The organism is Mesorhizobium sp. M7A.F.Ca.US.005.03.1.1, from assembly GCF_003997975.1.
GTDB lineage: Bacteria > Pseudomonadota > Alphaproteobacteria > Rhizobiales > Rhizobiaceae > Mesorhizobium > Mesorhizobium ciceri.
This window is the reverse complement of sequence record NZ_RZRO01000026.1, coordinates 1-13,820: the sequence shown is the minus strand read 5'-3', so window position 1 is coordinate 13,820 and position 13,820 is coordinate 1. Positions and strand designations below refer to the sequence as shown.

Here is a 13,820-nt window from a genome sequence, read left to right as displayed (position 1 = left end):
CTATCGATACAGATCCGCCCGTGTCGGCGGCAGGCCGCTTGGACCGCGCGCGCGCTTGGTCACGACGGTCTGGAAAATCTGTGCCGATGCGCGCTCGAAGGTAATCGAACAGCCCGTCAGGTAAAGCAGCCATAGCCGCGCCCTGGCCTCGCCCACCTCGGCGATAGCCTCGTCGAACCTTTCGTTGAGTCGCTCCGCCCACAGCCTGCAGGTGCGGGCATAGTGCTCGCGCAGGTTCTCGACATCGTAGACGAGAAAACCATGCGCCTCGAGATTGCCTGTTGTCATGCCGATGGTGTCGAGTTCGCCGCCGGGAAAGATATATTTGAGCAGCGCCTTGAACTCCGGCCCTTTGCGCAAGGTCTTCTTGATGTCGCCCTTGCTGCGCCGGGTGATGGCGTGGTGCAGATAGATGCCGCCCGGCTTCAGCAGGCGATGAATGGTCTTGAAATAAGTCGCATGGTTGGCGAGCCCGAGATGTTCGAACATGCCGATCGACGAAATCTTGTCGAAGCTGCCGGTGAGTTCCGCATAGGATTTGATCTCGATGGTGATGCGGTCCTCCAGCCCCTCGGCGCGAATGCGTTCGCGGGCCAGCTCGGTCTGCGCCTGCGACAGCGACACACCGTGGCCGACGACGCCGTAGTTCTTCGCCGCATGGATCAGCATGGCGCCCCAGCCGCAACCGATGTCGAGCAGTCGTTCGCCCGGTTTCAGCCGGAGCTTGCGGCAGATGTGGTCGAGCTTGTCGACCTGGGCCTCGTCGATGCCATTGGCGAAATCCTTGAAGTAGCCGCAGCTATAGACCATGCGCTCGTCGAGAAAGAGCCGGTAGAAGGCGTTCGAGATGTCATAGTGATGCTGGATCGCCTCCTGGCTCGAACCGCTGACATAGGGATTGCGCCCGGACAGATCGGTCCGCGCGCTCATCTGCTTGCGTGCCAAAAGCACGGAAGGCAGGTCGCGCAGGATCGCCATTTTCGGCAGCGACTTGAGCTTGGTTCTGAGCTTGCCTTGCGACGGCAGGGCATAAAAATCGAAGATCGTCCCGTCTTCGATGTCGATCGTTTTGGAAATCCACATCTCGATCAGCGTCGACAGGGACGGTCGCTTCACGATCTGCCAGACGATGTCCTGGTCGTTGATGGTGAGCACCGGACCAGTGGCGGGGCCGATCCGCTCCCCGGTCCACAGCCTGACCGCAAAACCCGGCTTCAATGTCTCGATCACCGTTCGAACGATGCGAGCGGCCTTTTCGGCTGCCTCCATGCGATTCCTCCGAATGCTGGCTCAGGGGCAGAAGTTTGCCCGGTCGGCCTGGCAATCGCAAGCCGGCCCGCACCAGGCCCGCCCGTTGGTTAATTTCAGACCTGCACCTTGTCTTTTGCTGCAATGCACCCCATCATGAGTATGTGTTCAACAAATCGAAAGGAGGTGATCCGATGTCGAGTGATTTCGTTTTCCAGAACGTGGCCTCAGCGGATTGCACTTTCGGGAAGCAGTCTTCCCGTTAAGGCGCGAAATGCGCGGCGGCTGACCTGATAGGTCATCGCCATGGGCCGCGCCACGGACGGAAACACGGAAGGCCGCCAGCTTCGAAAGAAGCGGCGGCCTTTTCCGTTTGCGGACTAGACTACTGGGTCAATGCGACCTTTTCGGTGTTGCGAATGATTTCCTGAAAGGCGTTGTCCAATTCGGCTCCGGTGGACACGTCGAAGAAATGCCTCTTGGCGCCGGAGGTATCCTTCGACGAACAATCCTTCAGCACCGCCTTTGCCTGGTCCCGCTCGGTTGTCGACATATCCTTGTCGTCCAGATCGAAGCCGATGGTGAAAATCTCGATGCCGTCGTTTTTCATGTTGTCGCACAGCGTTTCGGCGTTGCCGCGCGCAAGGGTGCCCTGCCTGTTGTAGCTGTCCCCAGCACCGGCGAAGGCGGTATTGAACTGGCCATCGGTCATCAGGATCGCGACCTTGGCGATCTTCTTCGGATCGGCATCCGAGGCACCCTTGCCAAGACCGGCATTCCTGATCGCAGTGCGCCATTGCGGCGACAGCATATAATAGGTCCACTGAATGGCGATCGCGCCGGCCGTAAACCCATTGGCCCGGAAGTCCTCGATCGATTCAAGCAAGGCATCGGAATCGGCGGTCAGCGGGATCACTTTGGCATCAGGGCACCTGTTCATGTCCCCGTCACCGAGATGATCGTCCCGGTTGACCAGAGCATAGTATTTCTTGCCGTTCCCGTCGGTGCGAACAGTATCCGGGCCGTCGGCGCTCATATCCGCGTTGCCGTTCTTGTCCTTGCGCTCGGTGGCGCAATTGTCGGGGCGTGGCATCGCCGCGCCGACCATGGAGATGTAGTCGCTGAAGGACGGCAGCAGATTTTTGCCTGTCTTGGCGACGAGAAGCGGACTGCCAGCGATGGGTGGGAGCTCAGAGCTGCCTTGCTTCTCGGCATAGATGTTTTCCGCCAGCTTGCCGGCGTTGACGCCAGATGCATAAGGCACAATCGCGACGCGGATGCGGGGGTTCTGCGGATCCTGTTTCTGCAGCATCGTCTGGACGGCGTTTTTTGCAGCTGTTTTCAGATCGCCGATTTTGTCGACCTTGCCGCGCTTGGCCATCGACCCCGTTATGTCGAGCATCATCGCCACTTCGACGGTCTTGTCCGAATAGAGCGCCGTCGTGGAGGCGGCGACGCGTTTCATGTCGCCCGTGCCAAAAATCGGGAAATACAGCCCGACATCGACATGGGCGTCAGCCTGGACCGTCTTGGCGGTCCTGTTGACGATCAGCCTGTCGAGTACGATCTGGTCGGCCTGCAGAATGCCTGCCTGGCTGTTGGCGTCGAGAAAGGCTTGCACCGATTTGTTGGCATCGGCTTCCTTGATGGCGCCGGTCGTTAGGTCGCGTGCCGTCGATGTGACCGCGGCGTCGACGACGCCTTGGAGGCTCGATCTGGCATTGTAGAGCTGCGATACGTTGACCGAGAAGCCAACAGCCAGCGCCAAGACCGAGGCGCTGAGGCCGAACAGGATTGCGAAATTTCCACCGCGATCCCTGGCGAACCCGCCGACCGCGTGAACAAGACCCCCGTAATTCCGCATCCTACAGCCTCCATTCGCCTCGGCCTCGTCGCCGCGGACAGGGCAATGCAGGATTCCCGCCGGATGACGCCGCTGGCTGGCAGAAGGCCGGCCGCTTGCCGCCAAATCATTGTTTTTGTTCGGCTTCAAGCTCCGCAAAGGTGAATGACTGGTAAACAGAAAAGCGCGGCCGCGGCTGCGTTTACGAGCCGGTTACCATGCTCAAGACGAAGCAATCACGGAATCCCGATGACGTCCTGTTGCGGGACAGGGTCCGTGTGCCGAAGCGGGCCAGTTGTCCCGAGACTGCAAGGCGCGAAATGATCGGATCCAACGCCTCCGGCCGTCGAAAGACCAAAGCGCCATCACGTTTGAAAACCAGGGCCGCTTTTGGCCGCGCCTCAAGGGGTGTTGAGATTCAGGTCAGGCCAGGTCGAAAATGATGGCTTTCGAGAACCGGAGCGGAGCGGACATTTGGTCCGTGAGCACCGGAAGCGCAGAAAGCCGTCATTTGCAGACCGGCCTCACCTGAATCGACATACCGTTAGGCCAGCATCTGTGCGCCGACGGTCCTGTCGATACCGTGGTAGGGCGGGTTGAACAGATTGCCTTCCTGTTCATAGGTCCATACCTTGAACAGGCTGAGCCGGTGGGCGCCGAAACTATGCAGCAGCGGCACGTCGGTGGCGTCGCGGCCGCGGGCGATGACGATGCGGCCGATTCTTGGCGTGTTGTGGCGAGGATCGAACGTGTACCATTTGCCGTCGAGGAACACTTCCAGCCACGCCGAAAAGTCCATCGGTGCCGGATCGGCTGGCACGCCGATATCACCGAGATAGCCGTTCACATAGCGTGCCGGAATATTCATGCAGCGGCAAAGCGTGATCGCCAGATGAGCGAAGTCGCGGCAGACCCCGACGCGTTCCTCATGCGCCTGAGCCGCCGTGCGGGTCGAGCGCGCATAGCCATAGCCGAACGACAGCCGGTTGTGGACATAGTCGACGATAGCCTGCACGCGCGCCCAACCGGACGGAATGTCGCCGAAGAGCTGCCAGGCCAGGCTGCTCAGATGATCCGTCTCGCAATAGCGGCTGCCCAGGAGATAACCGAGAACTTCGTCCGGCAGGTCCGCCACCGGCACTTCCCTGGCCAGCGTGTTTACCTCGTCCGTCTCGCCGCTGTCCTCGACGACCGCGTCGTACAGGATGCGAAAACCACCGGCGGGCGCTGTGAAGCGCCGGCAGGCATTGCCATGCAGATCGTGGTACAGCCTTGTCGGCACCGCGGGCGAGGTCAGCACCCGCGTCTGCCGCTTGATATCAGCCTGCCTGTCCCGATGGATCTCGAGCACTGAAATCACCGGCGTGGCGGCTACGCATTCGATGGCGATTTCATAGCCGAGCCGGATCAGCATCGTTGGTCCCCCCTTCGATCTTGTGAGAAGCAGTCCTTCCCAAACGCCCGGAGGATACCGTGGTTCCCTGGGCCGATCGAAAAGCCCACCCCGTGTCTTCCCCTGCCGCGGTCGAGACGTTAGGTTCGGCAACCCCACCAGCGCTCCCCGGACTCAAGGAAAATCATGTATTCAAGCAGAAAATTCGCGGCCTTCCTCTTCGACATGGACGGCACGCTCATCAATTCCATCGCCTCGGCGGAACGGGTGTGGAGCGATTGGGCACGCCGCCAGGGCCTCGACGTCGCTGCCTTCCTGCCGACGATCCATGGCGTACGCGCGATCGAGACCATCACCGGCCTGGCGCTGCCGGGCGTCGACCCGGCACACGAGGCTGATCTGCTGCTGAAGGCCGAGGCGGCCGATCTCGAAGGCATTATCCAGATCGCCGGCGCCGTGGCATTTCTCGATTCGCTGCCGCCCGAACGCTGGGCGATCGTAACCTCCGCCCCACGTGAGCTGGCGCTGTTGCGCATGAAGGCCGCGGGCATCCCCGTCCCGGCCGTCATCGTCGCAGCGGAAGATGTCTCCCGCGGCAAGCCGGCGCCCGATTGCTTCCGGCTTGGCGCGGAACGGCTCGGCTTCGACGCGCGCGACTGCCTCGTGTTCGAGGATGCCCCGGCCGGCATAGCGGCAGCCGAAGCGGCGGGCGCGGCGGTCATGGTCATCAGCGCCACGCACAAGCACCCCTTGCCAACGCAACACGCCGCGATCGCGGGCTACGACATGGTGGGCATCACCGTCGACGAGCGTGGCTGGATCGCGCTCGAGCCGCAGCGCAACGCCGCCTAGGCGGCGTCTAGAAATCGCTGGTCAGGCCCTTTACCTCCCAGTCGCCGTAGCGGCCGGGCTCCTTGCCGCCGCGGCCGCCGATTTCCTTCGGCGCCGAGGCTTCCTTTTCCAGGTACTTTGCACGCCTTGCTTCGGCTTCCGCGAGCGCACGTCTGGCTTCCGGCGTCAGCGCCTTTGGCTCGACATCATGGGCAAGCTCGGCATCGGTTTTACTGGCTTCGTCGTTCATGCGATATTTCCAGCGGATTGAAACGGGAACTGGTGTTTCCCATCATATAGCGATGAGACCAAGCGGATCGACCCCTTTTCGCTATCACCTGGACAGGAGCAGACGATGAACACACTTCGCACCGCCATGCTTCTTGCCGCGATGACCGCGCTGTTCATGGGCGTCGGCTTTTTGATCGGCGGAACCGGCGGCATGATGATCGCGCTGCTGATCGCCGCCGGCACCAATCTGTTCAGCTACTGGAATGCCGACAAGATGGTGCTGTCGATGAACCGTGCCGTCGAGGTCGACGAGAAGAACGCGCCCGAATATTACGCCATCGTCCAGTCGCTCGCCAAACAGGCCGGCCTGCCCATGCCGAAGACCTACCTGATCGACAATCCGCAGCCGAACGCCTTTGCCACCGGCCGCAACCCGCAGAACGCGGCGGTCGCTGCCTCCACCGGCCTGTTGCAGGCGCTGACGCCTGAAGAGGTCGCAGCCGTCATGGCGCACGAACTCGCCCATGTGCAGCACCGCGACACGCTGACCATGACGATCGTCGCCACCTTTGCCGGTGCCATTTCGATGCTCGGCAATTTCGCCTTCTTTTTCAGTGGCAATCGCGACAACAATCCGTTCGGCTTTGTCGGCGTGCTGGCGGCGATGATCGTAGCGCCCTTTGCCGCGATGGTCGTGCAGATGGCGGTCAGCCGCACCCGCGAATACGAGGCCGACCGACGTGGCGCCGAAATCTGTGGACACCCGCTCTGGCTGGCATCGGCGCTTGACAAGATCGCCCGCGGCGCCGAACGCATCCGCAACCCCGATGCCGAGCGCAATCCCGCGACCGCGCATCTCTTCATCATCAATCCCCTTCACGGCGAGCGCATGGACAGCCTGTTCTCCACCCACCCCGCCACTGAGAACCGCATTGCAGCCTTGCAGGCGATGGCGCGCGACATGGCCGGCAGCGAAACCCGGGCTGCACCGCGCCAGGCCCCAACGCCACGCCAGGCGGACGAACTGCGGCCATCCGGCCCGTGGGATCAGACAGCACGGCCCGAGCAGCCGGCGGAGCCCGCCAAGCCCAAATCCAACCCATGGGGTCGCAATCCGACCGGGCCCAGGGGCCGGTGGTCGTGAGCGTGGCGGACAGAGGACCTCGACGCACGGTTTCAGGTGATCAGGAACACAGGGACGGCGGCGACTTCGTCGCCGGTCTCGCCGCGCGCAAGGCAGCGGCCCGCCTGCTTGCCGCCGTCATCGATGCCAGGACACCGCTTGACGGGCTGACCGATCACGAGAACGGCCACCCGCAATACAAGGCGCTCGATTTGCGCGATCGCGGCCTTGTCCGCGCCATTCTGGTCACCGCGCTGCGCTATCGCATGACCATATCGGGGCTCTTGGCGCGGCGCCTGGAAAAGCCGCTGCCGCCCAATGCCACGGCGCTGTCGCACATATTGCATGTGGCGGCCGCACAGATCCTGTTCCTCGATATTCCCGACAGCGCCGCCGTCGACATTGCGGTGACCCATGCCAAGTCCGATCCGCGCACGGTGCGGTTCTCCGGCCTCGTCAATGGCGTGCTGCGCACACTGGCACGGGCCAAGGAAACGGAATTGCCTGCCGCCCTTGCCGCCACCGACGAGGCGCCCAAATGGTTTTCCGACAGGCTGAAGACTACCTACGGCAACGAAAAGGCCAGACAGATCCTCGAAGCGCACCGCGTTGAGGCGCCGGTCGACTTCTCGGTCAAGGCCGATCCCGGACTCTGGGCCGAAAAACTCGGCGGCATCGTCCTGCCGACCGGCACGGTGCGGGTCGAGAATCTTGTCGGTCCTGTCACTGAATTGCCTGGCTTTGCCGAGGGCGCCTGGTGGGTCCAGGACGCCGCGGCCAGCCTGCCCGCCCGACTGTTCGGCGATGTCACGGGATTGCGGGTTGCCGATCTCTGCGCCGCGCCCGGCGGCAAGACCGCGCAGCTGATCGTTGCCGGCGCGAAGGTCACCGCCGTCGACACGTCAAAAAACCGGCTCGTGCGGCTGACGCAGAATCTCGAGCGCCTCGGCCTGTCCGCCGAGATCGTCCAGGCCGACCTGCTCAAATACGAGCCGAAGGAATTGTTCGACGCCATTCTCCTCGACGCGCCCTGCTCGTCGACCGGCACGGTGCGGCGGCATCCCGACGTGCCATGGACCAAGACTTCGGCCGATGTGGAAAAACTGGCCGACCTGCAGCGCAGGCTGCTCGCCCGCACTGTGACGCTGGTGAAGCCCGGCGGCAGGATCGTCTTTTCCAACTGTTCGCTCGATCCGCTCGAAGGCGAGGATCTCTGTCGCGCCTTTCTCGCCGGCACGCCTGAAATCACCAATGATCCGCTGCTGCAAGGCGAGATCGCCGGCATCGATCCATTCCTGACGCCGCAAGGCACGCTGCGCACCACGCCCGCCGACCTGGACCTCGGCGCACCGGAACGCTCGGGCCTCGACGGCTTCTTCGCCGCTCGCATGCGGCGAGCCGGCTAGGGCTTGAACTGCCGGATTTGCTGCCTTTTTTAGGCAGGACCGGCGGCAGAAGCAGGTGAACCGGCCCGGGCTCGTGGAATTCGCCTTCGCACGAATCGTGCAATCATGTAGACTCGGCGCCGGGGTAGAGGACGATCAGGAGGGGTTTTGGCACTGGCTGCCAGCAGCACGACGCGTCTGTGGACGCTTGTCGCGAAGGAGTTCTGGCGCAAAACGCGCCGGCGCCTGCGCGCCGGGCCTGTCTATCGCTGGCGCTATTCCGGCCGCACGCCGGAACGTGTGCTGATCGCACCGCCGGACCTGCGCCTCGCCGACCCGCAGATCGCACTCGAGATCTATTACGGCCGCTATCCCCTGTCGGGGCATCTGGTCGAGACCGGCGGCAAGTCGCCTTTCCAGATCAACGTGCCCAATCACGGCTGGCAGAAGACGCTGCACGGCTTTCGCTGGCTGCGCCATATGCGCGCCGCCGGCACGGAGCTTGCCGCTGCCAATGCCCGCGCCCTGGTCTCCGATTGGATCACCATGCATGGCAGCCATATTTCCGGCATCGCCTGGGAGCCCGGCACGACGGCCAAGCGCATCATCGCCTGGTTGCAGCACTCCTCGGTCGTATTGCAGGGCGCCGAGTTCCCTTTCTACCGCGCCTTCCTGAAGTCGGTTGCCATGCAGATCCGCTATCTCAGGTCGATGGCGCGCGAAATGCCCGACGGCAAGGACAGGCTGCGGGCCCGCATCGCGCTCGCCTTCGCTGCCTTGTCCCTGCCGGCGCCGGCATCGGCGCTGCGTGGCGCGACCCGCAATCTTGCCGAGGAACTCGACCGCCAGATCCTCGCCGATGGCGGGCACATTTCGCGCAATCCGATGGTCGTCCTGGAAATCCTCGCCGACCTTCTGCCACTGCGCCAGACCTATGCCAACCAGGCGGAAACGCCGCCGCAGGCGCTGATCGGCGCCATCGACCGCATGCTGCCGGCGCTGCGCTTCTTCCGCCATCAGGATGGCAGCCTCGCCCGCTTCAACGGCATGGGCGCCACCATCCACGACCGCATCGCCACCATCCTGCGCCACGACGACACCGCTGGCGCGCCGCTGCTGCATGCGCCGCATTCCGGCTATGAGCGCCTGTCTATGGGCGGCACCACGGTCATCGCCGACACCGGCCCGCCGCCGCCGGTCGACGTGTCCAATGCCGCACATGCCAGCTGCCTTGCCTTCGAACTGTCGTCCGGGCGCCAGCACTACATCGTCAATGCCGGCATCGACACCTACGGCGCGGCTGAATTCCGGCCGCTGGCGCGCGCCACCGCCGCGCACTCGACCGCCACCATCAACGACACCTCGTCGGCGCGCTTCAGCCACTCGTTGCGCGTCAACGACCTGCTCGGTTCGCCGTTGATCGGCGGCCCGCAGCATGTGCAGTGCAAGCGTACCGACCAGAAGGGCGTTCAGGGTTTCATCGCCCGCCATGACGGCTATGTCGCGCGCTTTGGTTTCCTGCATGAGCGCGAACTGAAGCTGTCGTCGAACGGCAATGTGCTGGCCGGCCGGGACCGCTTCCAGCGCCCCGGCAGTGCCGCGATCCGCAACAATGGCCGCGACTTCGTCACCGTCCGCTTCCACGTTCATCCCGATGTCAACCTTTTGCAGGACGAGCATGACCGCCTGGTGCTGGCTGCCGATCAGGCCGACACCTGGGTGTTCACATCGGCCGAAGTCGTGCCGGAGGTCGAGGAATCGATCTATTTCGCCGGCCTTGGCGGCCCGCGCCGCAGCCGCCAGATCGTGCTTGCCTTCAAGGCCTCGGAAATCGCCGAAGTCCACTGGCAGCTGACCCGCACCAGCATCGCCGGCTACCCGGAAAACAACTGACCCACCTGACCGCTGGTTTGATTTCCGGGCGGCATGTGCTACGGGCCGGGCACCCACCACACCAGTCGTGAAAGGCCGCCAGCCCATGGCCGTCGCCGCCAAGAACATTCCCGCACCAGACCTGGTTCCCGTGCGTCGCGCCCTGCTCTCCGTTTTCGACAAAACTGGCCTCATCGATTTCGCCAAGGCGCTGGCAGCCGCAGGCGTCGAGCTGGTCTCGACCGGCGGCACGGCAAAGGCGATCGCTGACGCGGGCCTTCCGGTGCGCGACGTCTCCGAGCTCACCGGCTTTCCCGAGATCATGGATGGCCGCGTCAAGACCTTGCATCCCGGCGTGCATGGCGCGCTGCTTGGCGTGCGCGACGATCCGGAGCATTCAGCGGCAATGCGCAAATACGGCATCGAGCCGATCGATCTCGTCGTCTCCAATCTCTATCCGTTCGAGGAGGTCCGCCGCTCCGGCGCCGACTACGCATCGATCGTCGAGAACATCGACATTGGCGGCCCGGCCATGATCCGCGCCTCGGCCAAGAACCACGCCTATGTCGCCATCGTCACCGATCCCGGCGACTATGCCTCGGTGCTGAACGCGCTGGAGATGAACATCGGCTCGCTGTCGCTGGATTTCCGCAAGAAGCTGGCCGCCAAGGCCTTCGCCCGCACCGCCAGCTATGACGCGGCGATCTCCGGCTGGTTCGCCGAAGCGCTCGAGATCGAACACCCGACGTGGCGTGCCTTTGGCGGCAGGCTGGTCGAGGTGATGCGCTATGGCGAGAACCCGCATCAGAGCGCCGGCTTCTATATCAATGGCGACAAGCGGCCGGGCGTCGCCACGGCGCGTCAGTTGCAGGGCAAGCAGCTGTCCTACAACAACATCAACGACACCGACGCCGCCTTCGAGCTGGTCGGCGAGTTCGATCCGGCGCGTTCCGCCGCCGTCGCCATCATCAAGCACGCCAACCCGTGCGGCGTTGCCGAAGGCACCTCGCTGAAAGCCGCCTACGCCAAGGCGCTCGCCTGCGACCCGGTTTCGGCCTTCGGCGGCATCGTCGCGGTCAACCGCACCCTCGACGCCGAGGCGGCGGAAGAGATCGTAAAAACCTTCACCGAAGTCATCATAGCGCCCGGCGCCACTGACGAGGCAGCGGCCATCGTCGCGGCGAAGAAGAATTTGCGCCTGCTGGTCACCGGTGGGCTGCCGGATCCGCGCACGCCGGGCACGACGGTCAAATCCGTCGCCGGCGGTCTGCTCATCCAGGGCCGGGACAACGCTGTCGTCGACGACCTCGAACTGAAAGTGGTGACCAAGAGGGCGCCGACGCCGGTCGAAATGGTCGACCTGAAATTCGCCTTCCGCATCGCCAAGCACGTCAAGTCCAACGCCATCGTCTACGTCAGGGACGGCGCCACCGTCGGCATCGGCGCCGGCCAGATGAGCCGGGTCGACTCCTCACGCATCGCTGCCCGCAAGGCACTCGACGCCGCCGAGGCCGCCGGCCTTGCCGAACCGCTGACCAAGGGCTCGGTCGTCGCCTCCGACGCCTTCTTCCCCTTCGCCGACGGATTGCTGTCGGCGATCGCCGCCGGCGCCACTGCCGTTATCCAGCCGGGTGGCTCGATGAACGACAAGGACGTCATCGCCGCTGCCGACGAGCACGGCATCGCCATGGTGTTTACGGGCGTCCGGCATTTCAGGCATTGACGCACTTCTTCCTTCTCTCCTTGCGGGGTGAGAAGCGGTTCGCGCAGCAAACGAAAAGCCAATTGCTTGGCTTTTCGAGCTTCGAACGCCCTGAGCCCGCGAAGGGCCGGGCGGTGGACGATCCGCCCTGCCGGGTCCCCGCTGCTCCGCAGCGTCCCGGCGTTCGCCAGCCTTTCATCGTGCCCCTGGCACGATGAATTCGCTTCGCGAACCGGCCGCTCACCCCACAGGGGAGAAGGAAGAAAGAACTCACTCCGCCGGCCGGTCCGCCGGATAGGGCGTCTTGACCAGGATCGCTATGCCGATCCCGAGGAACAGCACGATCACCGCCATGCCGAGCCGTGCCGAGCCGCTGGCCAAGGTGACGGACGCGACCATGAACGGCGCCAGGAAACTGGTCGCCCGTCCGGCCAGCGCATAAATGCCGAAATAGCGGCCGGATTCTGCCGCCGTGACGCTGCGCGCCATGTAGGATCGCGACGACGCCTGCACCGGCCCGAAAGCCACACCGATCAACAGGCCGAAGAAGATGTAGGCCTTTTCCGCTGCGGTGCCGAACAGGCCGCCACTGTCCGGTCCAGGCATCATCCAGAGGCCGAACAAAGTATAGCCCGGTCCGGTCGAGACGATGCCGATCGTGGCGATGCTGAGCAGGACCAGCGAGATCATGACGATGGTTTTTGAGCCAAGCGCCGTGTCGAGACGGGCCGCAACCAGGCAGCCGAAGATGGCGACGACGTTGAGAATGATGCCGAAAATACCGATTTCGGTGATCGACCAGTGGAACATCGCTGCTGCGAAAGTGCCCCCCAGCGCCAGCACCGCATTGACACCGTCCTGATAGATCATGCGGGCGACCAGGAAGCGGAAGATGCCGCTGCGCTTGCGCACCTCGCCCAGCGTCACTTTCAGCTCCGCCAACCCCTCTCGCACCGCAGGGCCGATCGGCAGGCCCTTGATGGCATCGGGGGTGAAAAAGAACATCGGCAGGATGAACAGGAAGTACCAGCCGGCTGACAAAGGCCCGGTTGCGCGCGCGTCCTCGCCGAGCTTCGGGTCGAGCCCAAAGAGCGGGTCGGTGCCGATGATCGTCTTGCCGGTCTCCGGCGAACCGGCCAAGCAAGCGACGACGAAGATCAGCGCGATCATGCCGCCGAGATAACCAAGGCCCCAGGCCATGTTGGAGATTCGGCCGATCTCGCTCTTCGGCACCAGGCGCGGCATCATCGAATCGTTGAACACGGTCGAAAACTCGGCCGCGACCGACGCCAGCGAAAAGAACAGCACGACCAGGAAAAGGTTCGAACCGGGGGCCGCGAACCAAAGCATGCAAAGGCAGGTGACCTTGACCGCGGCAAAGAATGCGATCCAGGGCTTGCGCGGGCCGGTCTGGTCGGCAATCGAGCCGAGGATGGGCGACAGCACGGCGATGACAAGACCTGCCGCGGCAATGCCGTAGCCCCAGGCCGCCTGGCCGGTCTCCGGATCGCTCGCCATGCGCGAGACGAAGTAAGGTCCGAAGATGAAGGTCGTCACGACCGTGAAGAACGGCTGCGCCGCCCAGTCGAACAGCATCCATCCCCAGATGCCGCGCCCGGACGCACGCTGCACTGTCTCTACCGTCATCATGATCCCTCGGCACCGGTTCCGTGTCGGGCGCCATGTCTGCATGTTTCATGCGCTCATGCAATGAACGAAGCTCGGTGCCGTACCCTTGACGTTGCCGGGCGTTCACTGTTCGAAAGCCATGCAACCGGCTTTCGTCCGCTACGCGAACCAAGCCCGTATTTTTCTCGTGGGGGAAGCCGGACCGTAGGTCCGGCGCCGTCCTCCACCCCCTGCTTCGCAACGATTGTCGCCGGCGTGGATCTCTTGATTATTAAGTTGACTCTTTTTGTCCGCTTTGACTAATTGCGCTCGCGCAGGGCCGGAACGGTGACCGGCCGAACTGCTCGAAATTGGTCTGACAGGGAATAAGAGATGACGATTGGTCGACAGGCATTGCTGCGCATTCAGGCAAGGCGATTGATTGCGAGCAGTGCCTTGATAGCGGCATCTTTTGGAATGGTGGGGACCGGCCGGGCCCAGGACGTTTCGCCGGACGATGCAACTCAACTGGAAACGATCGTCGTCACCGGCAAGTCGGACCGCGTTGGCGGGCCCGATCAAAC

General features: G+C 63.6%; 11 protein-coding genes. 6 read left to right on the top strand and 5 right to left on the bottom strand.

Annotated elements, in window-relative coordinates; genetic code table 11:
- The 3 genes from EN990_RS13645 to EN990_RS13635 all read right to left on the bottom strand — a co-directional run bounded on the left by EN990_RS13645 (position 1) and on the right by EN990_RS13635 (position 4,505).
- Positions 1-1,269 (bottom strand): cyclopropane-fatty-acyl-phospholipid synthase family protein, encoded by a 1,269-nt coding sequence (locus EN990_RS13645; RefSeq protein ID WP_013529019.1) that lies wholly within the window; start codon positions 1,267-1,269, stop codon positions 1-3.
- 364 nt (positions 1,270-1,633) lie between these two features.
- Positions 1,634-3,112: a TadE/TadG family type IV pilus assembly protein gene (locus EN990_RS13640; RefSeq protein ID WP_127368801.1), complete on the bottom strand. Its 1,479-nt coding sequence runs from the start codon at positions 3,110-3,112 to the stop codon at positions 1,634-1,636.
- Positions 3,113-3,635: 523 nt separating this feature from the next.
- The gene (locus EN990_RS13635) at positions 3,636-4,505 is read right to left on the bottom strand and encodes a transglutaminase family protein (protein ID WP_013529017.1); all 870 of its coding nucleotides are present in this window, start codon (positions 4,503-4,505) and stop codon (positions 3,636-3,638) included.
- Between the two features lie 165 nt (positions 4,506-4,670).
- On the opposite strand from EN990_RS13635, the gene EN990_RS13630 reads away from it, so the two are divergent.
- Positions 4,671-5,336: an HAD-IA family hydrolase gene (locus EN990_RS13630; RefSeq protein ID WP_063169463.1), complete on the top strand. Its 666-nt coding sequence runs from the start codon at positions 4,671-4,673 to the stop codon at positions 5,334-5,336.
- A 7-nt stretch (positions 5,337-5,343) separates the two neighbouring features.
- On the opposite strand, the gene EN990_RS13625 is transcribed toward EN990_RS13630, so the two are convergent.
- Positions 5,344-5,565, bottom strand: a complete 222-nt coding sequence (locus EN990_RS13625) for a DUF1674 domain-containing protein (protein WP_013529015.1) — start codon at positions 5,563-5,565, stop codon at positions 5,344-5,346.
- 105 nt (positions 5,566-5,670) lie between these two features.
- On the opposite strand from EN990_RS13625, the gene htpX reads away from it, so the two are divergent.
- The 4 genes from htpX (at position 5,671) to purH (ending at position 11,649) form a co-directional block, all read left to right on the top strand.
- Positions 5,671-6,690, top strand: coding sequence for a zinc metalloprotease HtpX (htpX, locus tag EN990_RS13620; protein ID WP_024504208.1), 1,020 nt, complete (start codon positions 5,671-5,673; stop codon positions 6,688-6,690).
- Complete coding sequence (locus tag EN990_RS13615; protein ID WP_245465115.1) at positions 6,681-8,075, top strand: RsmB/NOP family class I SAM-dependent RNA methyltransferase; 1,395 nt, start codon at positions 6,681-6,683, stop codon at positions 8,073-8,075. The genes htpX and EN990_RS13615 overlap by 10 nt, the downstream gene beginning before the upstream one ends.
- A 147-nt stretch (positions 8,076-8,222) precedes the next feature.
- On the top strand, positions 8,223-9,947 hold the full coding sequence (locus EN990_RS13610) for a heparinase II/III family protein (RefSeq protein ID WP_013529012.1): 1,725 nt from the start codon (positions 8,223-8,225) through the stop codon (positions 9,945-9,947).
- Between the two features lie 85 nt (positions 9,948-10,032).
- A complete protein-coding gene (gene purH / locus EN990_RS13605) occupies positions 10,033-11,649 on the top strand; it encodes a bifunctional phosphoribosylaminoimidazolecarboxamide formyltransferase/IMP cyclohydrolase (protein ID WP_127368343.1) in 1,617 nt (538 codons plus the stop codon).
- Positions 11,650-11,898: 249 nt separating this feature from the next.
- Here the strand turns inward: purH and EN990_RS13600 are convergent, their stop codons facing one another.
- The gene (locus tag EN990_RS13600; protein ID WP_027163687.1) at positions 11,899-13,275 is read right to left on the bottom strand and encodes an MFS transporter; all 1,377 of its coding nucleotides are present in this window, start codon (positions 13,273-13,275) and stop codon (positions 11,899-11,901) included.
- Positions 13,276-13,629: 354 nt separating this feature from the next.
- Here EN990_RS13600 and EN990_RS35785 point away from each other — a divergent pair.
- Positions 13,630-13,820, top strand: a 191-nt coding sequence (locus tag EN990_RS35785; RefSeq protein ID WP_206526342.1) for a hypothetical protein, incomplete at its 3' end; no start/stop codon positions are given.

Excerpts from the sequence above, each read along its gene's own strand:
- EN990_RS13640 (WP_127368801.1), bottom strand. The coding sequence starts at position 3,112 with ATGCGGAATTACGGGGGTCTTGTTCACGCGGTCGGCGGGTTCGCCAGG.
- purH (WP_127368343.1), top strand. The coding sequence starts at position 10,033 with ATGGCCGTCGCCGCCAAGAACATTCCCGCACCAGACCTGGTTCCCGTG.
- EN990_RS13630 (WP_063169463.1), top strand. The coding sequence starts at position 4,671 with ATGTATTCAAGCAGAAAATTCGCGGCCTTCCTCTTCGACATGGACGGC.
- htpX (WP_024504208.1), top strand. The coding sequence starts at position 5,671 with ATGAACACACTTCGCACCGCCATGCTTCTTGCCGCGATGACCGCGCTG.
- EN990_RS13645 (WP_013529019.1), bottom strand. The coding sequence starts at position 1,269 with ATGGAGGCAGCCGAAAAGGCCGCTCGCATCGTTCGAACGGTGATCGAG.
- EN990_RS13625 (WP_013529015.1), bottom strand. The coding sequence starts at position 5,565 with ATGAACGACGAAGCCAGTAAAACCGATGCCGAGCTTGCCCATGATGTC.
- EN990_RS13635 (WP_013529017.1), bottom strand. The coding sequence starts at position 4,505 with ATGCTGATCCGGCTCGGCTATGAAATCGCCATCGAATGCGTAGCCGCC.
- EN990_RS13600 (WP_027163687.1), bottom strand. The coding sequence starts at position 13,275 with ATGACGGTAGAGACAGTGCAGCGTGCGTCCGGGCGCGGCATCTGGGGA.